This window comes from Novosphingobium sp., assembly GCF_030699305.1.
Taxonomy (GTDB): domain Bacteria; phylum Pseudomonadota; class Alphaproteobacteria; order Sphingomonadales; family Sphingomonadaceae; genus Novosphingobium.
In genome coordinates, this window is the sequence record NZ_JAUYNB010000010.1 from 345,747 (window position 1) to 370,357 (window position 24,611).

General features: G+C 67.2%; 19 protein-coding genes. 4 read left to right on the plus strand and 15 right to left on the minus strand.

What is annotated here, in order from left to right:
- Positions 1 to 115: 115 nt before the first annotated feature.
- The 3 genes from Q8Q53_RS04465 to Q8Q53_RS04475 are packed head-to-tail and all read right to left on the minus strand — an operon-like array spanning position 116 to position 2,723.
- A complete protein-coding gene (locus Q8Q53_RS04465) occupies positions 116 to 1,096 on the minus strand; it encodes an LLM class flavin-dependent oxidoreductase (protein ID WP_305700546.1) in 981 nt (326 codons plus the stop codon).
- Positions 1,093 to 1,959 (minus strand): hypothetical protein, encoded by an 867-nt coding sequence (locus Q8Q53_RS04470; protein ID WP_305700547.1) that lies wholly within the window; start codon positions 1,957 to 1,959, stop codon positions 1,093 to 1,095. The genes Q8Q53_RS04465 and Q8Q53_RS04470 overlap by 4 nt, the downstream gene beginning before the upstream one ends.
- A gap of 17 nt (positions 1,960 to 1,976) precedes the next feature.
- Entirely contained in the window at positions 1,977 to 2,723 is a 747-nt protein-coding gene (locus Q8Q53_RS04475) for an alpha/beta fold hydrolase (protein WP_305700548.1), read from the minus strand.
- Positions 2,724 to 2,814: 91 nt separating this feature from the next.
- Here Q8Q53_RS04475 and Q8Q53_RS04480 point away from each other — a divergent pair, with 91 nt between their 5' ends.
- The 3 genes from Q8Q53_RS04480 (at position 2,815) to Q8Q53_RS04490 (ending at position 7,420) form a co-directional block, all read left to right on the plus strand.
- The gene (locus Q8Q53_RS04480) at positions 2,815 to 4,464 is read left to right on the plus strand and encodes an alkaline phosphatase (RefSeq protein ID WP_305700549.1); all 1,650 of its coding nucleotides are present in this window, start codon (positions 2,815 to 2,817) and stop codon (positions 4,462 to 4,464) included.
- Between the two features lie 130 nt (positions 4,465 to 4,594).
- Entirely contained in the window at positions 4,595 to 6,586 is a 1,992-nt protein-coding gene (gene thrS, locus Q8Q53_RS04485) for a threonine--tRNA ligase (protein ID WP_305700550.1), read from the plus strand.
- A gap of 114 nt (positions 6,587 to 6,700) precedes the next feature.
- Positions 6,701 to 7,420: a sulfite exporter TauE/SafE family protein gene (locus Q8Q53_RS04490; RefSeq protein ID WP_305700551.1), complete on the plus strand. Its 720-nt coding sequence runs from the start codon at positions 6,701 to 6,703 to the stop codon at positions 7,418 to 7,420.
- On the opposite strand, the gene Q8Q53_RS04495 is transcribed toward Q8Q53_RS04490, so the two are convergent.
- The 12 genes from Q8Q53_RS04495 to Q8Q53_RS04550 all read right to left on the minus strand — a co-directional run bounded on the left by Q8Q53_RS04495 (position 7,409) and on the right by Q8Q53_RS04550 (position 20,889).
- Positions 7,409 to 7,546, minus strand: coding sequence for a hypothetical protein (locus Q8Q53_RS04495; protein WP_305700552.1), 138 nt, complete (start codon positions 7,544 to 7,546; stop codon positions 7,409 to 7,411). The two genes, Q8Q53_RS04490 and Q8Q53_RS04495, sit on opposite strands and share 12 nt — an antisense overlap.
- Before the next feature lie 34 nt (positions 7,547 to 7,580).
- Entirely contained in the window at positions 7,581 to 8,432 is an 852-nt protein-coding gene (locus Q8Q53_RS04500; protein ID WP_305700553.1) for a MaoC family dehydratase N-terminal domain-containing protein, read from the minus strand.
- Entirely contained in the window at positions 8,432 to 10,045 is a 1,614-nt protein-coding gene (locus tag Q8Q53_RS04505; protein WP_305700554.1) for an acyl-CoA dehydrogenase family protein, read from the minus strand. The genes Q8Q53_RS04500 and Q8Q53_RS04505 overlap by 1 nt, the downstream gene beginning before the upstream one ends.
- A 3-nt stretch (positions 10,046 to 10,048) precedes the next feature.
- The gene (locus tag Q8Q53_RS04510) at positions 10,049 to 11,263 is read right to left on the minus strand and encodes an acetyl-CoA C-acetyltransferase (RefSeq protein WP_305700555.1); all 1,215 of its coding nucleotides are present in this window, start codon (positions 11,261 to 11,263) and stop codon (positions 10,049 to 10,051) included.
- Positions 11,260 to 12,462 (minus strand): CoA transferase, encoded by a 1,203-nt coding sequence (locus tag Q8Q53_RS04515; protein ID WP_305700556.1) that lies wholly within the window; start codon positions 12,460 to 12,462, stop codon positions 11,260 to 11,262. Before Q8Q53_RS04515 ends, Q8Q53_RS04510 begins: the two co-directional genes overlap by 4 nt.
- A gap of 4 nt (positions 12,463 to 12,466) precedes the next feature.
- Entirely contained in the window at positions 12,467 to 13,645 is a 1,179-nt protein-coding gene (locus tag Q8Q53_RS04520; protein ID WP_305700557.1) for an acyl-CoA dehydrogenase family protein, read from the minus strand.
- Between the two features lie 11 nt (positions 13,646 to 13,656).
- Positions 13,657 to 14,574, minus strand: a complete 918-nt coding sequence (locus tag Q8Q53_RS04525; RefSeq protein WP_305700558.1) for an SDR family NAD(P)-dependent oxidoreductase — start codon at positions 14,572 to 14,574, stop codon at positions 13,657 to 13,659.
- 93 nt (positions 14,575 to 14,667) lie between these two features.
- Entirely contained in the window at positions 14,668 to 16,050 is a 1,383-nt protein-coding gene (locus Q8Q53_RS04530; protein ID WP_305700559.1) for an FAD-binding oxidoreductase, read from the minus strand.
- A 2-nt stretch (positions 16,051 to 16,052) separates the two neighbouring features.
- The gene (locus Q8Q53_RS04535) at positions 16,053 to 17,219 is read right to left on the minus strand and encodes an L-lactate dehydrogenase (RefSeq protein WP_305700560.1); all 1,167 of its coding nucleotides are present in this window, start codon (positions 17,217 to 17,219) and stop codon (positions 16,053 to 16,055) included.
- Positions 17,219 to 18,766, minus strand: coding sequence for an acetolactate synthase large subunit (locus Q8Q53_RS04540; protein WP_305700561.1), 1,548 nt, complete (start codon positions 18,764 to 18,766; stop codon positions 17,219 to 17,221). The genes Q8Q53_RS04535 and Q8Q53_RS04540 overlap by 1 nt, the downstream gene beginning before the upstream one ends.
- Positions 18,767 to 18,848: 82 nt before the next feature.
- Positions 18,849 to 20,000 carry a CaiB/BaiF CoA-transferase family protein gene (locus Q8Q53_RS04545; RefSeq protein ID WP_305700562.1) on the minus strand — a complete coding sequence of 384 codons (1,152 nt, stop codon included), beginning with the start codon at positions 19,998 to 20,000 and terminating at the stop codon, positions 18,849 to 18,851.
- Positions 20,001 to 20,010: 10 nt separating this feature from the next.
- Positions 20,011 to 20,889: a CoA ester lyase gene (locus Q8Q53_RS04550; RefSeq protein WP_305700563.1), complete on the minus strand. Its 879-nt coding sequence runs from the start codon at positions 20,887 to 20,889 to the stop codon at positions 20,011 to 20,013.
- A gap of 233 nt (positions 20,890 to 21,122) precedes the next feature.
- On the opposite strand from Q8Q53_RS04550, the gene Q8Q53_RS04555 reads away from it, so the two are divergent.
- Positions 21,123 to 24,608, plus strand: coding sequence for an autotransporter domain-containing protein (locus Q8Q53_RS04555; protein ID WP_305700564.1), 3,486 nt, complete (start codon positions 21,123 to 21,125; stop codon positions 24,606 to 24,608).
- Positions 24,609 to 24,611: the final 3 nt, after the last annotated feature.

Here is a 24,611-nt window from a genome sequence, read left to right on the forward strand (position 1 = left end):
TGGGCAGCGCCACCAGTTCCTGCGTGTTATAATATTGCTATCTGACGTAGCATATTTGCGCAATGTAGAGCGAAGCGGTCTCCGCTGCAACCAGTTTGCCCCTAGGGAACTAAGCTTAACCCAGCGCTTTGACTGTTAATTCAAGTGACTTGTGCCGCGCCGCCGGATCGAACGTCGCGCCCGCCACGATCAGCTCATCGGCGCGGGTTCGCTCCACGAACCGGCCGATGCTTTCGCGCACCGTGTCGGGCGATCCCACGGCGGCGGCCTGGCGCATATGTTCCAGCATCGCCAGCGACTGCGGCGGCAGGGTCTGGCGATAGCCGGGGACCGGGGGCTTCAGCCGCCCCGGTGTGCCGCTGCGCAGCGCGACGAAGCTCTGGTCCATCGACGAGGCGAGCAGCACCGCTTCCTCGTCGGTATCCGCCGCGATCACGGTCATCGCCGCCATCGCGTGCGGCTGGTCCAGCGCGGCCGAGGGGCGGAACTGCTTGCGATAGAGTTCCAGCGCCTGATCGAGGTAATCGGGCGCGAAGTGCGAGGCGAAGGCATAAGGCAGGCCCAGCGCGGCGGCGAGGCTTGCACCGAACAGGCTGGACCCCAGAATCCACAATTCAACGTTCGCGCCGTAACCCGGCGTTGCCCGCAAGGGCAAGTCCAGATCGCCGGTGAACAGCGCGCGCAGTTCGACCACGTCGTTGGGGAAATACTCCGCCGCGCGCATCAGGTCCTTGCGCAGCGCCTGCCCCAGCCGTCCGTCCGCTCCCGGTGCGCGGCCCAGCCCCAGGTCGATCCGCCCCGGATAGAGCGCATCGAGCGTGCCGAACTGCTCTGCGATCACGAACGGGTTGTGGTTGGGCAGCATGATCCCGCCCGATCCGATCCGGATGGTCGAGGTCGCCGCGCCGATATGCGCCAGCACGACCGCTGCCGCCCCGCCCGCGATCCCGTCCATCGCATGGTGTTCGGCCACCCAGAACCGCTTGTATCCAGCGCGTTCGGCGCACTGCGCCAGCGCGGCGGCATCGGTCATGGCTGCGGCAACGGTCCCGCCTTCGCGGATGGGGACGAGGTCAAGAACGGATAAGTCGGTCATCGACCCGATGGTGTCGTGTCCGGACCCAGTTGGTCAAGGTATCCTTGCGCGGCTTTTGCCGCCGGGCTGCCGGGCGCGGCGCGCACGACGGACTGGAAACTGCGCCGCGCGGCATCGTCCCGCCCGGCCAGCGCGGCAATCACGCCTGCTTCCAGCCCGATTTCGGGATCGACCGGCAGCAGCTGCGCCGCCAGTTCGATCTGGGCCTGCGCCTCGGCCAGATTGCCCTGACGGCGCGACAGCGTGGCCGACAGCAGCCAGCCCGCCGGGTTTTCCGGCGCATTGGTGCGCGCCGAGGCGAGCGCGGCGGCGGCATCGCCTTCGCGCTTCAGCAGGACCAGCGCGCGGGCGCGGTCGATCGAGATTTCGCCCGCGAGGTTGGGGTTGCCCGCCCCCAGCGCCTCACCATGCGCGGCGTCGAGCGCGGCCAGCGCCCGTTCCGGAGAGCCAGCGGCGAGCGCGGCATTGCCCGCCATCGTCCCCAGTCGCGCGCGGTTGGCACGCTCCATCGCCGGGGTATCGTCCCGCGCGGCCAGGAACGCGGCTTCGGCTTCGCCCAGCTGGCCCAGCCCGGTCAGCGCCACGCCCAGGCAGTGGCCCGGTTCGATCCGGGCCGATCCGGTGGCGGTTTCCAGCCAGGTTTCCGCCTGTTCCGCCGCACCGGCCGGATCGCTGCGCGCCAGCGTCAGGCACTGGGTGATCCGGCTGGGCGGCAGGGCGGGGGTATCGATCACCCGGTCAGGCTTGCGTTTGATCTCCAGCGGGGCCTGCGGCAACGCCGGGCCGGGGCCGACTTGCGCCAATCCAACTGGGGCAAACAGGGGCAGCAGGATCAGGGACGTCAGAATCAGGGGCGGGGCCATGGGGTCTCCGGCAGATGCTAAGGCAGCGCTGCGACGGTCCGCAGCAGCAGCGCAATGTCCGCCTCGCGGCTGAGGCGGTGATCGCCGTCCTTGATCAGGGTCACCTGCACATCGTCTGAACACAGCCGCTGAGCGAGCTGCAACGACACGTCCCACGGCACGTCGAGATCCTGCTGGCCGTGGAGCAGCCGCACCGGGCAGGTCAGCGCAATGTCGCCGCCCAGCAGCCGCTGCGCCTGCCCATCGGCCCAGAAGCCGGGGTGGGTCGGGGTCGGCTCCGTGCCATAGGGATTGTCCGCGAACACGCGCCGGCCCGCGGCCAGTTCGGCCTGCCGTTCCGGCGATGTGCCCCAGTCGGTAAAGTCGGGCGCGGCGGCAATCCCGACCAGCGCGTGGATCTGGCCGGGGATTGCCAGCGCGACCAGCAGCATCAGCCATCCGCCCATCGACGATCCGACCAGCGTGACCGGCCCCGGACAATGCGCCGCGATCAGGCTGAGCACTTCGTCGCGCCAGCGGCTGAGCGTGCCATCGGCAAAATCGCCCCCGAAGTCTGTGCCGGCACTTTGTCCGCAGCCCGAATAATCGAGCAGCAGGCAGGCGCGCCCCTGCGCCCGCGCCCAATCGAACACCGCGCAGGCCTTGCTCCCCGCCATGTCGGATTTGTATCCGGGCAGGAACACCAGCGCCGGGCCGGTTCCGGGCGTGTGCCGACAGGCAATCCGGCGGCCATCGGGCAGAGCGTGAAAGCGGGGTTCAGTCATGCCGCGTAGCATGCCGCATCCGGCGGGGATATGCCATTGCGCTGTCACGAAACCCGGATAACTTCCGCCGCGACCGATCAGGGAGAAGTCGATGAGCCTGCCGCTGCCCGAACGCGCCCCGCTGACCCATGTCAGCCGCCGGGGGATCCTGAAACTGGGTGCCATCGGGCTGACGGGGGTGTCCGCCTCGCTCGCCGCCGCGACTGGCGGGGGAGAATTCACGCACGGGGTGGCCAGCGGTGAACCGGGGCCGCAGCAAGTGCTGTTGTGGACCCGTTATGGTGCCAGCGCCGATACCCGGCTGGTCTGGGAAGTGGCCGAAGACACCGAATTTGCAAAAGTCGTGGCGGCGGGGGACGTGATCGCATCGCCCGCCAACGACGGCTGCGTAAAAGCGTGGGTGCGCGGGCTGGCGCCGGGCAAGTGGTATTACTACCGCTTCGTCGCGCCATCGGGCGCGCGATCGGTCATCGGGCGGACGCGGACCTTGCCGGTCGGCCGGGTGCCGCGCTTTCGCATGGCGGTGTTTTCCTGCTCCAACTATGGCTTTGGCTGGTTCAACGCTTATGCCCATGCGGCGGAAAATGCCGATTTCGATCTGGCGCTGCACCTTGGCGACTATTTCTATGAATATCAGCGCGGCACCTATCCGACCGCCAAGCAGACCCAGCCGGGCCGCATCCTGCCGGTGACCGAAGCGGTGACGCTGGCCGAATACCGCGAGCGGCTGGCGACGTACCGGTCCGACCCGGACTTGCAGCGGATTCACCAGATCCTGCCGATGGTGGTGATGTGGGACGATCACGAATCCGCCAACGATGCCTGGCAGAACGGCGCGGAAAACCACCAGCCCGGCGAAGGCGACTGGGCCGTGCGCAAGGCCGCATCGCACCGCGCCTGGCGTGAATGGATGCCGGTTTCGGATGATGACTGGGCCGCATACGAAATCGGCAATCTGGCCACGATCTTCAAGCTGGAAACGCGCCACACCGCGCGGACCAGGCCGCTCGATCTGCAGGCTGCGTTCCGCAGCGCCGCGCCGGAGCAGACCGACGCCGCGCTGACCGCGCTGCGCGACGGGGCCTGGCGCGATCCCGCGCGCACCCTGCTGGGCACCACGCAAGAGGCGTGGCTGGCGGCCGGGCTCAAGGCATCGACCCGCGCGCGCAAGCCATGGCAAGTGCTGGCGCAGCAGATCATCATGGGTTCGCTCAGCATGGGCGCGGAAGTGGCCGAGGGGATGTCGTCGGCCGCGCCGGACTGGCTGAAGCAGCGCATCCAGGCGTCCGTGGCAGGCAGCAAGCTGGGGCTGCCACTGAACATGGACGCGTGGGACGGTTATCCCGCCGCGCGCGAACGGGTGTTCGGCGCGGCGCTGGCCGCCGATGCCAACTTGCTGGTGCTGGCCGGGGACAGCCACAATGCCTGGGCGTTCGACCTGGATCACAAGGGCGCCCGCGTGGGCGTGGAAATGGCCGGGCACAGCGTCACCTCGCCGGGTTCGGAAAGCTCGGTCGCCTGGAAACAGCCCGCCGATCTGGCGCGGATCGCGGTGCAGACCAACCCGCAGCTCCAATGGTGCGATACCGCCCAGCGCGGCTACATGGCGGTCGAACTGACCCCCACGGCGGCGCACAGCGAATGGCGGTTCCTGCAAACGGTGCGCCAGCGCGGCACGGCGCTGGCGGGATCAAAGCGGATGACCGTGCTGGCCGGGCAACGGAAATTCCAGGGCAGCTGATGCCGCGTTCGGCTAGTGGTTGGGGGAAGCGCGCGCGCCGTCCCCTGGCCCCGGCGTTTTTTCGCTGCCGCATCGCTTTTTTGCCGAAAACCGGTTCCCACTTTTCGGCGCGATGCTCTAAGGGCGGGTCATGTCTCAACTTCTCAAGATCAGTCTGCCCGATGGTTCCGTCCGCGAAATGCCGGTGGGGTCGACTCCGGCGGATGTCGCCGCCGCGATTGGCCCCGGCCTTGCCAAGGCGGCGCTGGCCGCGCGCATCGATGGCGAACTGCGCGACCTGACCCGGCCGTTTGACGGCGATTGCACGCTGGCGCTGGTCACGGCGAAGGACGAGGCGGACGCACTGGACCTTGCCCGGCATGACTTTGCCCACGTGCTGGCCGAAGCGGTGCAGGCGCTGTTTCCCGGCACGCAGATCACGTTCGGCCCGTCGACCGACGATGGCTTCTATTACGATTTCGCGCCCGCCGAGCGGCCCTTTACGGACGAAGACCTGCCCGCGATCGAGGCGCAGATGCGAGGGATCATCGCCGCGAACAAGCCGCTGCGGCGTGAGGAGTGGAGCCGCGCGCAGCTGATTTCGCGCTGGCAGCAGCAGGGCGAAAGCTTCAAGGCCGAATGGGCCGCCGAACTGCCCGACGCCGAAACGCTGACCGTCTACTGGTCGGGCGATGACTGGCTGGACATGTGCCGCGGGCCGCACTTGCCCGCGACCGGCAAGCTGGACCCCAATGCCTTCAAGCTGACCCGCGTGTCGGGCGCATACTGGCGCGGCGATCAGAACAACGCGATGCTCAGCCGGATCTACGGCACCGGCTGGCTCAACAAGAAGCAGCTCGAAGAACACCTCCACCGGCTGGAAGAAGCCGCCAAGCGCGATCACCGCAAGCTGGGCGGGGAAATGGACTTGTTCCACCTGCAACAGGAAGCCCACGGCAGCGTGTTCTGGCACCCCAAGGGCTACATGATCTGGCGCGAGCTGGAAGCCTACATGCGCCGCGCGATCGATGGCGCGGGCTACCGCGAAGTGAAGACCCCGCAGATCATGGACGCGCGCCAGTGGGAGCAGTCCGGCCACTGGGGCAAGTACCGCGAAAACATGTTCGTGATCCCCGATGAAGTGCCCAACGTCGATGACGAAGGGCCGGTGATTTCGGGTGAAGCGGACTGGATGGCGCTCAAGCCGATGAACTGCCCGGCGCACGTCCTGATCTTCCGTCAGGGGATCAAGTCGTACCGCGACCTGCCGCTGCGCATTTACGAAAACGGCTGCTGCCACCGCAACGAACCGCACGGCGCGTTGCACGGGCTGATGCGCGTGCGCCAGTTCACGCAGGATGATGCGCACATCTTCTGCCGCGAAGACCAGATCGTCGACGAAGTGCAGGCGTTCTGCGCACTGGCCGACCGGATCTATCAGGACTTCGGGTTCACCTACGCGATCAAGCTGGCGCTGCGCCCCGAAAAGCGCTTCGGCAGCGAGGAAATGTGGGATCAGTCCGAAACCGAACTGCGCGAAGCGGTGGTCAAGGCGGGGCTGGCGACCGAGCACTACGGCTGGGAAGAACTCCCCGGCGAAGGCGCGTTCTATGCGCCCAAGCTGGAATGGCACCTGACCGACGCGATTGGCCGCACCTGGCAGGTCGGCACGATCCAGTCGGACCGTGTGCTGCCCGAACGGCTGGACGCGGGCTATGTCGCGGAAGACGGCGGCAAGCACCGCCCGGTCATGCTGCACCGCGCGATCTTCGGTTCGTACGAACGCTTCATCGGCATCCTGATCGAGCACTACGCCGGCAAGCTGCCGGTGTGGCTGGCCCCGGTGCAGGCCGTCGTAGCGACCATCGTGTCCGACGCGGACGATTACGCCCGCGACGTGACCGAGCAGCTGAAAGCCGCTGGCATCCGCGTTGAAACCGATCTGCGCAACGAGAAGATCAACTACAAGGTCCGCGAACACTCGCTGCAGAAGGTTCCGCACCTGCTGGTGGTCGGCAAGCGCGAGGCCGAGGAAGGCACCGTCGCGATCCGCACGCTGGGCGAGGAACGCCAGCGCTTCATGCCGCTGGCCGAAGCGATTGCCATGCTCAAGGGCGAAGCCACCCCGCCGGACCTGCGTTAACCCTCCCCCGCCCGTTCGTGTCGAGCGAAGTCGAGACACGGCGCGCAAGTGTCTCGACTTCGCTCGACACGAACGGAGAGTGGGATGCTGTTGGCCGGACTATCGCCTGAACAAATGGCCATCGCGCTCGCGGCGGCGCTGGCGGCGGCGTTTGTGCGCGGGCTGGCCGGGTTCGGCATGGCGATCCTGCTGGTCCCGGTGCTGGGGCTGGCGGTTCCGCCATCCGAAGCCGTGGTGGTGTCGAACTGGCTCGGCGTGCTGATCGGGCTGGTCGGGATTCGCAAGATTCTGGGCACCAGCGAAAAGTCGGCTTACGTGATCGGCGGTCTGGCGATGCTGTTCACCCCGCTGGGGGTGTACCTGCTCGCCATCACCGATCCCGCCATTGCGCGGCTGGGAATCGCGCTGATCGCCCTGGCATCATTTGTGCTGGTCCTGCTGCCCAAGCGGGCGGAACATCACGCACCCAGCGCGCTGGAAACCGGGACGACCGGGATCACATCGGGCGTACTGACCGGGTTTGCCGGGATGCCGGGGCCGCCGGTGGTGCCCTATTACCTGCGCCGCCAGATTTCGCCGCAACTGGCCCGCGCGTCGATGATGACGATTTTCATGGCGACCAGCGTTGCCGGGGTGGCTTCGGCCAGCTTGCTGGGGGTGGCGACCGTGCGCGAACCGGTGCTGGCGTTCATTCTGTTCCCGGCGGTGCTGCTGGGCAACTGGCTGGGAAATCACGCGTTCGGCAAAGTCAGCGATACGGCGTGGCGCACGTTTACCGGCGCGGTGCTGGGGGTATCGGCGCTGGCCGCGCTGTGGCGGCTGTTACAGGCCTAGGGCCGGCAGGGCCTGTCCAGCCGCGATCAGCAGCAGGGCGCAGCCACAGACGATCCCGGTACGCAGCACTTCCGCCGGGGCGGGCAGGGCGATCCGATTCGCGGCAAGGGCAAGGGCTTTGGCCATGTGGTGCTTATCGCACCGGAACCTTACCCAAAGGTTAAACCGCGGCGCTGGCGCTCATCACCTGACGGCCGTCCGCCGCGAACGCGCCAAGCTCTGCTGCGCCATCTTTGCTGCGCAGCACGAGGTGCAGCATTTCGCCGCAGATTGCGGGCGACAGCCCCCGGAAGCTGAAGCTTTTGATGGCGTTGTCACCAAACTCTCGCTGCACCAGATCGAGCAGCAAGGTGGCGGTCAGCGGGCCGTGGACCACCAGCCCGCGATAGCCTTCCTCGGCCGTGGCATAGGGCAGGTCGTAGTGGATGCGGTGGCTGTTGAAGGTCAGCGCGGAAAACCGGAACAACAGCGGTTCGGTCGGGGTCAGCGCGCGGTGCGCGTCCCACGGCGCGGGATCGAACTGCCCATCCCCCGGCGGCGGCGGCGCGGGCGGCGTGCCGGGGGCGGCGGCATCGCGGTAGACGATCGACTGAACCTCGCGCACGGCCAGGCCGCTGGCGCTGTGCGTTTCATGCTCCACCTCGACGAACACCAGCCGGCCCGAACCGCCCCGCTTGTCGGTGATCGACGCGATGCGCGAGGTGCGGGTCACGCTGTCGCCGGGGTGCAGCGAGGCGTGGAACTCGACCTTGCTCGACGCCCACATCCGGCGCGGCAGGGGAACGGGCGGCAGGAAGCTGTCGGGGCTGTCATCGCGGCGCGGGTGGCCGTCCGGTCCCAGCGCGGCAGTGGGTGCATCGGGCAGGCACAGGCACCAGTGCAGCCCTTGCGGCGCGCTCTCGTCAGCGGGTGCCGCGCGGTCCAGCGTGGCCAGCCAGCGGGTGACCATGCCCGGATCGACCCGGTCCATGCGGGTTTCGGTGCGGCCGATCCAGTCGTTCCATTCGCTCATCAGTTGCGTCCACCCACCAGCCCGCGCGCGATCACTTGCGCCTGAATCTCTGCCGCGCCTTCGAAGATGTTGAGGATACGCGCATCGCACAGCACGCGGCTGATTTCGTATTCCAGCGCGTAACCGTTGCCGCCGTGGATTTGCAGGCTGGCATCGGCATTGCTCCACGCCGCACGCGCGGCGAGCAGCTTGGCCATCCCGGCCTCGATGTCGCAACGCTTGCCGGAATCCTTGGCGCGGGCGGCGGCGTAAGTCAGTTCGCGGCTCAGGATCAGGTCGCACAGGCTCATCGCCAGTTTATCGGCCACGCGCGGGAAGGCGGCGATGGGCTGGCCGAATTGCTTGCGGTTGAGCGCATAGTCCAGCCCCAGTTCCAGCGCGCGGCGGGCCACGCCGACGGCGCGGGCGGCGGTCTGGACCCGGGCGCCTTCGAACGTGCGCATCAGCTGCTTGAAGCCTTGGCCCTGTTCGCCGCCCAGCAGCGCGTCAGCGGGCGCGCGCATTCCGTCAAACGACAGCGCGTATTCGCGCATCCCGCGATAGCCCAGCACTTCGATCTCGCTCCCCGCCATGCCGTCCGCCGGGAAGGCATCAGCCTCGGTCCCGCGCGGCTTGGGGACCAGCAGCATCGACAGGCCGGAGTAGCCCTTGGCATCCGGTAGCGTGCGCGCCAGCAGCGTCATCAGGTCGGACCGGCTGGCGTGCGTGATCCACGTTTTCGAGCCCGTGATGACCCAGTCGCCCGAACTGTCTGGCCCATCGCGCCGCGCGCGGGTTTGCAGGCTGCCAAGGTCGGAGCCAACGTCGGGTTCGGTGAACACGGCGGTCGGCAGCACTTCGCCGCTGGCGATTTTCGGAAGCCAGTGCGCTTTCTGCTCCGCCGTGCCGCCCAGCGCGATCAGCTCGCCCGCGATCTCGCTGCGGGTGCCCAGCGATCCTGCGCCGATCCATCCGCGCGACAGTTCCTCGGTGACCAGACACATGACCAGTTTCGACAGCCCCAGCCCGCCGAACTCTTCCGGAATGCACACCCCGAACGTGCCGAGATCGGCCATTGCCGCCACGGTGGCATCGGGGATCAGGTCATTCGCCAGATGCCACTGGTGCGCGTGGGGCAGGATTTCGGCATCGGTAAACTTGCGGAACTGGTCGCGGATCGCGTCGAGTTCGGCGTCGTGCAGCGTTTCGCTGGGCCAGTGCCCGCTGGCGAGCGCGGCGGCAATGGCAGCGCGCAGGGGGGCATGGTCCACCTCGATCAGGTCGCGGGCCGCATGGGCCAGATCGCGCGCGGCGTGGGACAGGCCCAGGTCCGCCGGACGGGCCAGCTCATTCTGCCCCATCGGCAGCCCGCCGACCAGTTGCGCCACGGTTTCGGCAAAGGCCAGTTCGGCCACTTGCGCGTCGAGCGGGTTGGCATCGCCGTTCGCCGCCCGCCAATCCTGCACCGCTTCCAATGCGGCGATGCTCGTGGCGATCCACGCAAAGCCGTGCGCGGCGCGTTGTTCGTCATCGATCCGGCGGGTTGCCAGCCGCTGCGCCAGCGCGTCCAGCGCGGCGGCGCGATAGGCCTGTGCCGCGCCGAGGACATGGGCCAGATCGATGGCGTCGCGCATGGTTCAGGCCTTCTCGAACACCGCCGCGATCCCCTGACCGCCGCCGATGCACATCGTTTCAAGGCCGTAGCGCACGTCGCGGCGCTGCATTTCGCGGGTCAGGTTGGCCAGGATGCGGCCCCCGGTGGCGCCAATCGGATGGCCCAGCGAAATGCCCGAGCCGTTCACGTTCAGGATATCGTGGCGGCTGTCATCGTCCAACCAGCCCCAGCCCTTCAGGCAGGCCAGCACTTGCGGGGCAAACGCCTCGTTCAGCTCGATCAGGCCGATGTCGCTGAACGACAGCCCGTTGCGGGCGAACAGGCGTTCGGTCGCGGGGACGGGGCCGTAACCCATCCGGCTGGGATCGCACCCGGCGGCCGCCCACGAATGGAAGAACGCGATGGGTTCCAGCCCCAGTTCCTCCAGCTTGTCCTCCGCCACGATCAGGCACGCAGCAGCAGCATCGTTCTGCTGGCTGGCGTTGCCCGCCGTCACCACGCCGCCTTCCAGCGGGCGCAGCTTGCCGAGCGATTCCAGCGTGGCATCGGCGCGGTAGCCTTCGTCGTGGGCGAAGAGGACGGGATCGCCCTTTTTCTGCGGGACGGCGACCGGCACCAGTTCATCGGCGAACAGCCCGTTTTCCCACGCGGCGGCGGCACGCTGGTGGCTGCGCGCGGCATAGGCATCGCAGGCCTCGCGGCTGATCGCCCAGTCGGTGGCGAGGTTTTCGGCCGTTTCGATCATGCCCGAAATCACGCCATAGCGTTCGATCGGCTGGCTCATCACCCGGCCGCGGGTCAGCCGGTCATGCAGCGTCAGGTTGCCCGCGCGCACGCCCTTGCGGATGTCGGTGGTGTAATGCTCGACATTGGACATGCTCTCGCAGCCACCCGCGACGACCACGTCGCTCATGCCGGTCTGGACCATCATCGCCGCGTTGATGATTGCCTGCAGGCCCGATCCGCAGCGCCGGTCCAGCTGATAGCCGGGCACTTCCTGCGGCAGGTCGGCCAGCAGCCATGCCCAGTGGCCGATGCAGGGCGCTTCGCCGTTGCCATAGCCTTGGCTGAACACCACGTCGTCCACGCGCGACGGATCGATCCTGGTGCGCGCCATCAGCGCCTTCAGGATCACCGCGCCCAGCTGGCCAGCGGTCATGGACGACAGCGCCCCGCCGAACTTGCCGACAGGCGTGCGGATGGGCGAGACGATGGCTGCGCGGCGAAGCTGGGTCATTGGCTGGTTCCTACGATTCCGGTGTCGATCAGGCGGGCGATTTCGCCCGAGGAGAGCTTGAGGCGCTCGGTCAGCACTTCTTCGCTGTGCTGGCCATTGCGCGGGGCAGGTTGAGGCGCGCCGCGTTCCTGCTGCGGCACGGTGCCAAAAGCCCCGGCGGCGGGATAGGCAAAGCCGGATGGGTTCGCGTCGAACGCGCTGAACATCGGGTTGCCCCCAACCAGGCGCGGATCCTGCGCGGCATCGTGCATGGTGCGGTAGGCCGAATGGACGATCCCGGCGGCATCGAGCGCAGCGGCCAGATCGGCATGGCTGTGCGCTCCGATGGCGCTTTCGAACAGCGGATAGAGCGCATCGCGGTGGGTATAGCGCAGCCCGTCGTCGGCGGCGAAGCTGACGCTGCGTGCGGCCTCGATTGCGGCGATCTGATCGCTCAGACCAAGCGCTGCGATCAGGTTCGCCCACTGGCGGTGGGTAACGACCACGATCATCGTGCGCTGGCCGTCAGCAGTCACGAAATCGCGCCCGAACAGGCCGTAAACCGCATTGCCAAGACGCGGCCGGTTCTCGCCCGTGTAGAGCACTTCGGCGATCCCGCCGAGGTTGGCGACCGTGCCGATGGCAACGTCGGACAGGGGGATGCGCACTTCGCTGCCCTCGCCCGTCGCCGTGCGGCGCTGGATCGCGGCGAGCAGCGCGAAGGCGGCATAGGCGCCCGAGAGCAGATCCCAGGCCGGCAGCACGTGGTTGACCGGGTCCGGTCCCGGCCCGGTCAGCATCGGATAGCCGACAGCGTTGTTGACCGTGTAATCAAGCGCGGGCGCGCCATCGGCCCAGCCCATTACCCGCACCGTTACCAGATCGGCGCGGCCCTCGGCCAGCCTGGCGTGGCTGAGGAAGCCCTCAGCCGGGAAGTTGGTGATGAACTGGCCGGTGGCGCGGACCAGGTCCTGCAGCAGCTCGCGCCCCTCGGGCACGCCAAGGTTGAGCGCGACCGACTTTTTCGCGCGGTTGAGGTTTTCCCAGTAGAGCGAACTGTTCTCAACCGTCACCGGCCAGCGGCGATAGTCCGGCCCACCGCCGACGGAATCGACCCGGATCACTTCCGCCCCGAACTGCGCGCAATAGAGCCCCGCCGTGGGCGAGGCGACGAACGACGACGCCTCGATCACCGACAGCCCGGAGAGGAGCTGGTACATCGCCTCAGCCCTGCCCTGCCGCCCATTCGCGCAGCATGTGCTTGGCGATCTGGAGCTGGAGGATCTGCGTCGTGCCTTCGTAGATGCGGTAAATGCGCGAATCGCGGAAGAAGCGTTCGGCGTCATATTCGGCGAGGTAACCCGCCCCGCCGTACACCTGCACCACGCGGTCGACCACGCGGCCGCACATTTCGGACGCGAAGACCTTGAACGCAGCGGCCTTGCGCAGCACGTTTTCGCCCCGGTCGGCGCGCGCGGTGACGTCGGCCAGCATCGATTCCGCCGCGTAGATCTCGATCTCGCTGTCGGCCAGCATCTGCTGGATCAGCTGGAACTGGGCAATCGGCTCGCCAAACGCCTTGCGTTCGTTGGCATAGCGCAGTGCGCTGTCGAGCGCGCGGCGGGCATAGCCGGTCGCCGCCGCGCCGACCGAGATGCGGCCGTTGTCGAGGCTCTGCATCGCGGTCACAAAGCCGCGCCCTTCGGTGTCGCCCAGCAGCGCGTCGGCGGGCAGGTGGACGTCTTCCATGACGATGTCGGCGATATGGCTGCCCGACTGGCCCATCTTCTTGTCCGACTTGCCGACCGAAACGCCCGGCGTATCCATCGGCACCAGAAACGCCGAAACGTGGGCGTTCTTGGGCAGGGCTTCCTTGTTGGTGCGGGCCATGATCAGCGCGACCTTCGCAAACGGCGCGTTGGTGATGTAGCGTTTGGTGCCATTGAGCACCCAGCCGTTGCCGGAGCGCACCGCCATCGTCTGCATCGCGGCGGAATCCGATCCCGAACCCGGCTCGGTCAACCCGAAGCTGGCGATTTCCCCGGCGGCGAGGCGCGGCAGCCACTGCGCCTTCTGCGCCTCGGTCCCGCCGTTCTTTAGCGCGGAGCAAACCATGCCGATGTTGATCGAAATGATCGAGCGGAACGCGGGCATCGCATAGGACAGCGTCAGGATCGTCTGCGCATACTGCGTGACGTTCATCCCCGCGCCGCCGAATTCTTCCGGCATGGTCAGGCCGAACAGGCCCATGTCGCGCATTTCATTGAGGATATCGTCGGGGATCAGGTTGGTTTCGATGATCTCGCGCTCAGCCGGGATCAGCCGGTCCCGCACATAGCGGTGCAGCTGTTCGATGAACTGTTCAAAGACGTCGGCGTCCATGCCGGGGTTTGCGGTGCTCATGGGCTGGGTCCTCAGATGGGATCGTAAGGGAAGACGTGCGCCGAAATTTCGTCCGCGCGGGCGAAGCTGGGCTTGAACGCGGGGATCAGCTCGTCCGCGATTGTCTCCGGCGTCCAGCCTTCCAGCTTGGTCATCGACCGGATCGGGCGCGGCTTGTTATACAGCACGATCTCGTTCTTGCGGACCGAGAAGATCTGGTTGGTGACCTCCTTCGAGGCGTCCGAGGCGAGATAGACCACCAGCGGGGCGATCTTGTCCGCGCTCATCGTTTTGAGGCGTTCGACGCGCTGCTGCTGTTCGGGCGTTTCGGCGGGGATCGAGGCGGTCATCCGGCTCCACGCGAAGGGCGCGATGCAGTTGGAGCGCACCCCGGCCCGCGCCATGTCGAGCGCGATCGACTGCGACAGCGCGACGAGGCCCAGCTTGGCCGCGCTGTAATTCGCCTGTCCGATGTTGCCGATCAGCCCGCTGGTGCTGGTGAAGTGGATGAAGCTGCCCGATTGCTGCTCACGGAAATAGGGGGTCGCCGCCTTGCAGACGTTGAACGGGCCGTTGAGGTTGACGTCGATCACCGCGCGCCAGTCTTCATGGCTCATCTTGTGCCAGATCGTGTCGCGCAGGATGCCCGCGTTGTTGACCACCGCGTCGATCCGGCCAAACCGCTGCACCGCATCCTCGATGATGCTGACCGCGCCGACCGGATCGGCCACGCTGGCCAGGTTCGCCCAGGCCTTGCCGCCCGCCGCGACGATATCGTTCACGGTGTCCTGCGCCGGACCCGCATCGCCGCCATCGCCGCCGCCGCCCACGCCCGGGTCGTTCACCACCACCGCCGCGCCGTGTTTGGCACAAAGCAGTGCGATTTCACGCCCCACGCCGCGCCCGGCACCGGTAATCGCTACGACTTTGCCTTCGAGCATCCCGCTCATCGCCTGTCTCCCATCGGAATCGTTCCGGTCGGCCTATCGGGCGTGCCCGGTTATTTCAACATTGCGCAGTACTTTTCAGTATGCTGAAAAATATCAGGCCAGCACTTTGCGCGGATTGAGCAGCCCGAGCGGATCGAGCGCGGCCTTGAGCGTGCGCATCAGCGCGATTTCCGCCGGAGTTCGCGAAACGTCCAGCCAGTCGCGCTTTTCCAGCCCGATGCCGTGTTCAGCCGAGATCGACCCGTTCAGCGCGCGCAGCGGCTCGTAAACCAGCGCCTCGACCCGGCGGCGCAGATCCTCGCTCCACGGGCGCGGGGCGACCAGGATGTGCAGGTTGCCGTCGCCGAGATGGCCGAACACCACCACCCGCGTGTCCGCGCCCCATTCGGTCCGGGCAGCGGCGGTCAGCGCCTTGACGTATTGGTCCATCGCCGCGATCGGCAGGCTGACGTCGAACGTGCAGCCCGGCAGCACGGCCAGGAACAGCCCTTCGATATCTTCCCGAATGCCCCAGATTGCGGCGCGTTGAGCCTTGCTGGCGGCGATCACGGCATCGCTGGCCAGGTCTTGTTCCAATGCCTCGCCCAGCACTTCGGCGAACAGTGCGGCGTCGCGGTCCGGATCGGTGCCGGTCGCCTCGACGATGGCGTAGAAGGCGTGTCCGGCGGGGAGCGGCGGGTTGTGGCGGCCGCTGTTCACCCCGATCAGCTCGTAGTGGTCCTGCCACATCACCTCGAACGAGGATAGCAGGCCTCCAAGCCGCCGCCCGCAGTGCGCGAAGAACCGCAGCAGCGCATCGAAACTGTCCAGCGCGACAATGGCGGTCCCCTCGCTCGCGGGCAGGGGGTGCAGCTTCAGCACCGCGCGCGTCACCAGCCCCAGCGTGCCTTCGCTGCCGATGAACAGCTGCTTCAGGTCATAGGCCGCGTTGTTCTTGAGCAGGGTGTTGAGCGCGCAGATCACCGTGCCGTTGGCCAGCACCGCTTCCAGCCCCAGCACGTTGTCGCGGGTCATCCCGTACCGCACCACGGTGTTGCCGCCTGCGTTGGTCGAGATATTGCCGCCGATCGTGCACGATCCGCGCGCGCCCAGATCGACCGGATAAAGCAGGCCATGCGCCGCCGCCGCTTCATGCACGGCCTGCAAGGGCGCGCCTGCTTCGACCAGCATGGTCCGCCCGACCGGATCGACGGAGATCACGCTGCGCATCCGCTCAAACGAGATTTGCAGTTCATGGCCCGCCGCATCGGTGCCGTGAACCAGCCCGGTCAGCCCGCCGGTGCCGATCACCGGCTGGCGCGCGGCGTGGCACAGCTGCATCACGGCGGACAGTTCGGCGGTGCTGCGCGGGCGGATCACGGCCTTGGCCTGACAGGTCGACAGCCCCAGCCAGTCCCCGGCGCGGGTGGCCAGGTCATCGCCGGTCAGCACGCCGCCATCGCCGACAATGCCGCGCAGTTCATCCAGCAGGTCCATCGTCAGTCCTCCAGCAGTGCGGTGCGGTTCACATCACGGGCATGGGGTATCCCGGTCAGCCCCAGCGCGGTGCGCATGTCCTGCTTCATCAGGCCGAGCATCCGGGTCAGCGCAGCCTCACCCCCGGCGGCGAGCGCCATCACCCATGGCCGCCCGATCAGCGCGGCTTTCGCCCCCAGCGCCAGCGCGCGGACCAGATCCTGCCCGGAGCGAATGCCGCCATCGACCAGCAGCGTGGTCTGATCGCCCACCGCAGCGGCAATGCGCGGCAGCATCGTCGCGGTTGAGGCAACCCCGTCGAGCTGACGGCCACCGTGGTTCGATACGATCAGCCCGTCTGCCCCCACGCGCACCGCGTCGCGCGCGTCGGCCACGTCCAGAATGCCTTTCAGCACCAGCTTGCCCGGCCAGATCTTGCGCAGCCATTCGATATCCGCCCAGCTGACCGATGAATCGAACTGGGTGCCGGTCCAGTGCAGATAATCGCGCGGGTTCTTCGATTGCTGCACATAGGCCGCGATGTTGCCGAACCCGTGCGGCCCGCCGCGCAGGCCCACGTCCCACGCCCAGCGCGGATGGAGCATATAGTCGATCACGCCGGAGCGCAGCCGCCCCCACGGACCCAGCCCGCCGGCCATGCCGTTGCGGATATCGCGGTAACGCGTGCCCAGCACCGCCAGGTCAATCGTGAACACCAGTGTATCGACCCCGTGCGCCGCCGCGCGGTTCAGGATGTCCTGCACGATGCCCCGGTCTTTGAGCATATAGAGCTGGAACCAGAACGGCGCGGACGACACTTGCCCCACTTCCTCCATCGGGCAGATGCCCACGGTGGACAGGCAGAACGGAATGCCCGCCTTGTCCGCCGCACGCTTGGCCTGCACTTCGCCGCGCCGCGTGGTCATCCCGCCCATGCCGACCGGGGCGAGCACCAGCGGCAGCGCCAGCTTTTGCCCGAACAGTTCGACCGAAGTGTCCATGCGCGAGGCATCGACCAGCACTTTCTGGTTGAGCCGCACCGCTTCCCAGTCGGCGGTGTTGCGCCGCAAGGTCACTTCCGCGCCCGAACCGCCGTCGATGTAATCGAACAGGAAGCGCGGCAGGCGCCGCTCCGCCACCCTGCGGAAATCCTCGACCGAGGCGGGCAGGAGGTTGAGCGATTGTCCCATCAGAGCAGCGCTTCGATCAGGTGCGGACCTTTCGCGGCGAGTGCATCTGCCAGCGCTTCACGGAACTCCTCTGCGGTCGAGACCCGGACGGCGGGCACGCCCATGCCGGTGGAAATTTCCGCCCAGTTGATTTCCGGGTGCTTCAGATCGAGCATCGACAGCGCTTTCGGCCCCGGATTCTGAACGCCCACCCGCATCAGTTCGATGTTGAGAATGGCGTAGGATCCGTTGTTGAGCAGGATCGTCGTCACATCCAGCTTCTCGCGCGCCATCGTCCAGAGCGCCTGATTGGTATACATGCCGCTGCCATCGGCCTGCAGCGCGATCACCTTGCGGTCCGGGCAAGCGACTGCCGCGCCGACTGCCACGGGCAGCCCCTGACCAATTGCGCCGCCGGTCAGCTGCAACCAGTCCGTCCGCGCCGCACCGGCGCACATCGCAAAGGCCGCCCCGCCCGACGTTGCGCTTTCGTCGGACACAATCGCGTTGTCCGGCAGCAATTCGGCCAGGATCGCGCCGAGGTTGGCGGAATTGAGCCGTCCCGGTTCGGCCGGGAAACGGGTCGGCGCCTGCACCAGCGCCGGCTCTGCCGGGGCGTCGAGCGCATCGGCCAGGCCGCTCAGCGCGGCCAGCGCATCCTCGCGCAGTGAGGCCAGCCGGACCAGCGCCGCGCCGGCCGGGGAGAGGAAGCTGGGCTTGCCGGGATAGGCAAAGAACGACACCGGCCGTTCGGTGCCGACGAACACGATCGCCTTGAAATCGGCCAGATAGGCCTCGGCCATTTCGCCGAAATAGGGCAGCTTTTCGACCGCGACCCGGCCTGCGCCGCGCTGGTGGCGGGCGGCGAAGGTTTCGCAGATCAGCCGCGCGCCGGTGGCCGCCGCGATCCGTCCGGCCTGCACCAGCGCGTCTTCGCGCAGCGCGCGGCCGCCCAGGAACAGGCATTTCGGCCCGTCGATGTCCTTCAACGCGGCGGCGGCCTGCGCGATGGCTTCAGCGGGAACTTGCGGCGCGGCGGCCAGCGCGGGCGGAGCGACGGCGGCGGAGCCTTCGGTCCAGGCATGATCGGCCGGCACGATTACCGTGGCGATCTTGCCGGGATAGCTTTGCGCGACGGCAAAGGCTTCGGCCCCGGCCTGCGCCAGATCGCGTTCCGACTGCGAAACCCGCACCCAGTCCGACATCGGCCGCGCCACCCCGGCCGCGTCCGAGGTCAGCGGCGCGTTGTAGTGCAAGTGATAGGTCGCGTGATCGCCGACCATGTTGATCACCGGCGATCCGGCGCGGCGCGCATTGTGCAGGTTGGCGAGGCCATTGCCCAGGCCGGGGCCAAGGTGCAGCAGGGTGACCGCGGGCTTGTCGGCCATGCGGCCATAGCCATCCGCAGCGCCGGTCACCACGCCTTCGAACAGGCCCAGGATCGCGCGCATTCCATCGGTCTGGTCGATCGCGGCAACCAGCTGCATTTCGGACGTGCCGGGGTTGGCAAAGCAGACTTCCACCCCGCACAGCTTGAGCGTCTGGATAAAGGCTTCGGCCCCGTTCATCGTATGCATCCTTCCTGCAACTGGTGCGGGCGGCGTCTGGCGCGCCGCGTTCAGTTGCAGGTTGAAGACCTGTCCGTCCGAGTCAATCCCGGCGTTCGACTTCGCTGCGAATTTCCGCGCCGTGTTCGTCAATGCGCGGCGGGAACGCGCGCGGTGCATTCGGCATTGCGCCGAATTTCAGCGGCTGCGGCACTTCGTAATAGGCCCCTTCGCTGGGATGCTCGCGGCGGCGGAAGAACCCGGTGGCGGCAAAGTGCGGATCGTCCATCACAGCTGAAAGATCGCGCACCGGCTGGGCCGGGATCTGCGCCGCGTGGCACCGTTCCACCACTGCTGCGGTGGTGAAGTTCGGGGTCAGCGCGGCGATGTGCCGATAGAGTTCCGCCGAATGCTCGAACCGTCCGCGCGGGGTGGCAAAGCGTTCGGCGGTGATGAAGTCCGGGTCTTCCAGCAGCGCAAAGATCCGGTCCCACGCCTCGAACGTATAGGCGACAATGCTGACCGCGCCGTCGCTGGTGGGGAAGGGTTGGCGATCGGGATCAAGCTGGCGTTCGTAACCGGCCGGGCCGGTCGGCGGATCGAAGGTCTGGCCTCCCAGATGCTCCAGCAGCATGAAGCTGGTGAACACTTCCAGCATCGGCACTTCGACCCGCTGGCCTTCCCCCGTGCGCTCGCGGTGGAACAGCGCGGCCAGCGCGGCATAGGCGGCGTGCAGTCCGGCGACCTTGTCCGCCACCAGCGAGGGCAGATAGCGCGGGCGCGGATCGCCATCGACGCGCGGCAGCAGCGTGGCGGTGCCGCTGGCGGCCTGGATCACGTCGTCATAGGCTTGCAGATCGGCATAAGGGCCGTCCTGCCCGAACCCGACGCAGTGGACATAGATGATGTCGCTTCGCAGCGCGCGCACCGCAGCGTAATCCAGCCCCAGCCGTTCCAGCGCCTTGCCGCGCACGTTGACCACCAGCACATCGGCATCGGCCAGCAGGCCGCGCATCACCGCGTTGTCAGCGTCATCCTTGAGGTTGAGCGCGATCGAGCGTTTACCGCGGTTGAGCGCCATGAACTGCGGCCCCATCCCCGGCGTTGCGGCGGAGGTGCCCGCCCAGCGGAACGTATCGCCGCTGCCCGGCGTTTCGATCTTGATCACGTCCGCGCCCAGATCGGCCAGCACTTGCGTGCAATATGGCCCGAATACCACCGTGGTCAGGTCGATGACCTTGATCCCGTTCAGCATGTCTTGCCCCTCAGCCCTGGTTCCTTGCAGCGATCTGGTCGGCGATGGCCAGCACTTGCCGGGCCTGTTCCAGATGGAGCAGCTCCACCATTTTACCGTCCACCTTGATTGCGCCCTTGCCCGCGTTTTCGGGCAGGTCGAACGCGGCGACTATCGCCCGCGCCCAATCGACTTCCGCCCGATTGGGCGTGAACACGTCGTTGCAGGGTGCAATCTGGTCCGGGTGGATCAGGGTCTTGCCGTCAAAGCCCCAGTCCAGCCCCTGCTCGGCCTCGGCCCGGAATACCGCCAGATCGCGGAACTCATTGCACACCCCGTCCAGCACCGCCACGCCGTGGGCGCGCGCGGCCGCGACGGTCAGCGTCAGGATCGGCAGGAACGGCGCCCGGCCGGGGGTCAGGCGGGCGCGCATTTCCTTGGCGAGGTCGTTGGTCCCCAACACGAACAGCGCCAGCCGGGTGTCGGCGGCGCAGGCGGCAATCGCGTCCAGCTGGGCGACGCTGGCACACGTTTCGATCATCACCCACAGCTGCGTGTGCGGCGGGGCATCGGCCAGCGCGGCATGGCAGGCGCGAATGTCGGCGGGGTTGCTGACTTTGGGCACCAGCACCGCATCCGGTCCGGCGGCGGCGATCGCGGCCAGATCCGCCGCGCCCCATTCGGTATCCAGCGCATTGGCGCGGATCACCAGTTCGCGGTCCCCGAACCCGCCTTCGAACACGGCGGCGATGGCGGCGTCGCGCGCTTCGTCCTTCAGCTCCGGGGCGACCGCGTCTTCGAGGTCGAGGATGACTACATCACACGGCAAGGTGCGGGCCTTGGCCAGCGCTTTCGGGTTGGAGGCGGGCAGATAGAGCGCGCTGCGGCGCGGGCGGCTGGCAAGGGTCATCACGGCTCCGGCAAGGGTTGCGGGGCGGACCCTAATCCGGGCAGGCCGCAGCGGGCAAGGCCGGAGACAGGCGATCAGAATTGTATGCCAAGCCTACGCATATAATTAAATTGCTCAAAAATTGAGTATGAGTTTTTAAAAATTACCAAACTATTCAAGACTTTGGGGCTTTTAATCATCCCTCGGATAGTGCATCACGCCGCCATATCGAAATGGGGGTTTCTATGCATTCGTTGAAATTGAATCGGTCGCTGCGCCGTGCGGGGCTGCTGGCGTCCACTGCGTTGTTGTTTGCGGGCGCACAGGTTGCCCAGGCTCAGGTCGTGACCGGTCCCGGCGCGCCCAGCGGCACGCCCGAAGCGCAAGGCAGCGCCGGCAAGGTTGAGGCGACCGCGCCCGAAGCGCAGGCCGGCCCGAAGATTGTTTCGGTCAGCCCGGAACCGGAAATCCTGATTTCCAACCCCGGCACGCCGACCACCGCGCGCGATGCCACCAACATCACCGGCGTCGGCCAGATGGTGATCAACAACGGCGGCGGTACGGTCGGGCTGTGCACTGGCACGCTGATCAACCCGCGCACGGTCATTTTTGCGGCGCACTGCGTCAATTCCCGCGCCGCCACGGCTTACGGCGGCAGCACCGGCGGCACACCGATCATGTTCGGGTTCGAAGCCAACTTGCGCGCCGAAGCGCCGGGGGCGCCGGACGAACTGCTGCAATGGCTGTTCGGAGCGCTGGCGGGCAAGACCAACATCGCCTCATCCGTCTACAACGTGAACCAGGTGGTTTATAACGACTTCTCGCTGGAACCGGACGCGGCCAGCTTCCTCTATGGCGACGTTGCGCTGGCCACGCTGGATACCCCGGCGGCCGATATCCCGACCTGGGCGCTGCTGTTCTCGCCGCTGCCCGATCCGGGCGCGATCGGGGCGGCTGGCACCGGCTATAACGTCGCGATCACCGGCTATGGCCGCAACGGCACCGGCTCGACGGGGGCTGGCGCTTCGATCGATTTCCGCCGCCGTTCGGCTGAAAACATGATCGGCGCGCTGACCGATCTGGAAACGTTCGAATCGTTTCTGTTCGGCGGTCCGGCCAACGGGCTGAAGCAGAACCTTTACTTCATGGACTTCGACGATCCGCTGCGCGGCACCCCCGGCGCGAGCATCTTCGATTTCAACGCATTCCGCGATCCCGCCCGGATCAAGGATGGCGTGCCGAGCGAAGGGACCACGTCCAGCGGCGATTCCGGCGGTCCGCTGATCCTCCAGAACTTTGCCAAGCAGGTCGTGATCGGCGTGCTGTCGGGCGGCTATACCCGTTTCTTTAACGGCCAGCCCGCCAACAGCTATGGCACGGCCAACTTCTATCAGCCGCTCTACCTCTACTGGGACTGGATCGCGGCGAACAACCCGTATCACTATGTCTCGGCCAAGGCGGGCAACGGGTCGTGGACCGATCCGAACCACTGGCTGACCACGCTTGATCCGGCTTACATGATCCTGTCGGGCGGCTCGCTGGTCAACGGCCTGCCGACCACGCCGGGCGAACAGAAGAACGGCACCAGCGGCGATTTCGGCCAGGTCTGCTTTGAATCGACCTTCTTCGGTTCGAGCGAATGCCTCGACACGGCCACCGGCGCGGTGATCAACACCAACCCCCCGGCTGCCGCGGCTGAAAACAACGCCGCCACGGCGACCATTGCCGAAAACAGCGCCGGCACCCAGGGAATCGAAACCCGCGTATTCAGCGAAGTCATGCTGGAATCGCAGGCCGAAGCCACGCCGGTCCTGCCCGCCGCAACGCTGGCCAATGGCCTGCCCGGCGCGACCGGGTTTGTGCCCAACAATGCCGATCCCGTGCGCGAAACCGGTACGCGGGCGCAGTATTACGACGTCACGCTGACGGCCGCTGGCACCACCACGCTGTCCGGCGCGGACATCACGATTGACCGGCTGACCATCGGCACGGCTGCGGCCAACCTGGTCGTGGCCAGTGGCGCGTCGCTGACCACGCTGATGGGCACGACCCAGTTCGCGGGCACCAACACCGTCAACGGCACCTTTACCTCGGTCGGCGATTACAGCCTGCTCGGCGGGGCGCTGTTCGGTTCGGGCCGGATCAACGCACCGTTCGTGACCAGCGTGATGGGCCAGATCGCGCCCGGCACCACCACCAGCATCGGCACGCTGACGTTCGGCGGAAACCTGATCATGTCGTCGGCCACCGGTTACCTGATCAACCTCGGCCCGAACGGCACGTCCGACCGGATCAGCGTGGTCGCCCACGGCGCCAGTCTGGGCGCAGCCAATATCGGCGGCGCGCTGGGGATCAGCCCGCTGGCGGGCACCACCGTGCGTTATGGCGATCGCTACACGATCCTGTCGGCCGAAGGCGGCGTGACCGGCACGTTCAGCAGCCCGGCGGCGCTCAGCGCGATCCTGCGTCCGACCGCGCTCTACACCAGCAACGCGGTGCAGCTGCGGATCGATGCCGCCAGCTATGCCAGCGTCGTGTCGACCAGCTCGCCCGTGCAGGTGGCCTATGCCCAGCTGCTCGACGCGAACCGCACAATCGGCGGAATGCCGGGGCTGTATGACGTGCTTGACCTCCAGTCGGCCGGAACGATCCGCGCCACGCTGGATGCGCTGGCTCCGCGCACCGAAACGCTGCGCTCGTCAATCGGCACTGTCGCGCTCGACAACACCTCGCGCCTGATCCGGCAGCGGCTCGGCACGCTGAAGCCGGGCAGCCTGGGCGGCACGGTCGCCTATGTCGGGCGTCCGGTGCAGACCCTGGCCTATGTCGGCAACCTCAATCGCGGCATCCAGCACTTCCAGGGGCCGGATGGCGGGATGACCGAAACCCGCACTGCCGAAGGGCGCCTGCCCGAAACGATGAGCGCGTTTCTGGCCGGTGGTTATCTGGACGGTGAAAGCCGCCCGATGGCGACCGCCCTGCCGCTGGGCGGGAACGACCAGTTTGACGGCTGGTATCTGGCCGGCGGGATCGAAGCGGAACTGGGCAGCACGGGCCTGATCGGCTTTGCGCTGTCTTACACCGATGTCGATGGCAAGACCGGCGTTGGCGGCGGCACGGTGAAGGGTCAGCTGATCCAGGGCACGCTCTATGCCAAGCGGTCATTTGGGGTGCTCTATGGGGAAACCCAGATGTCGGCCGGTCTGTTCCGCACGGACGCCAGCCGGGATGGGAGCCTGCCGGGCAACACCTATCGCCTCAATTCCAAGGACGATGTGATGGCGCTGGCCGCCGAAGTGAACATCGGCGCAGAGTTTGGCGAAGCGATCAAGTTCGGCCCGCGCATCGGGCTGCGCGCCGGGTGGTTCGATTTCGGCCGGTCGGTCGAAACGGGCGGTCCGACCGCGCTGGTCTATGACCGGTTCGACGCCCGCAGCGTGCAGGGCCGCGGCGGGTTCGTGCTCAACGGCGTGGGCAAGATCCGGCCGACCGCATCGGTCAACTATGTCCACGAATTCCGCGATCAGCCGACCTCGCTGGCCGCGCGGTTCGTTGGTGGGCTGCAGGGGGTCAACCCCGGGTTCGCGCTGGCCGGGTTTGACAAGGACTGGATCGAAGCCGCCGCCGGGTTGACCCTGACGACCGGGAATGTGGACATCTCGCTCAGCGCGGATACCACCATCGCCCGCGACGACGTGAAGAACCAGGCCTATCGCGCCTCGGTCTCGTTCCGCTTCTAAGCG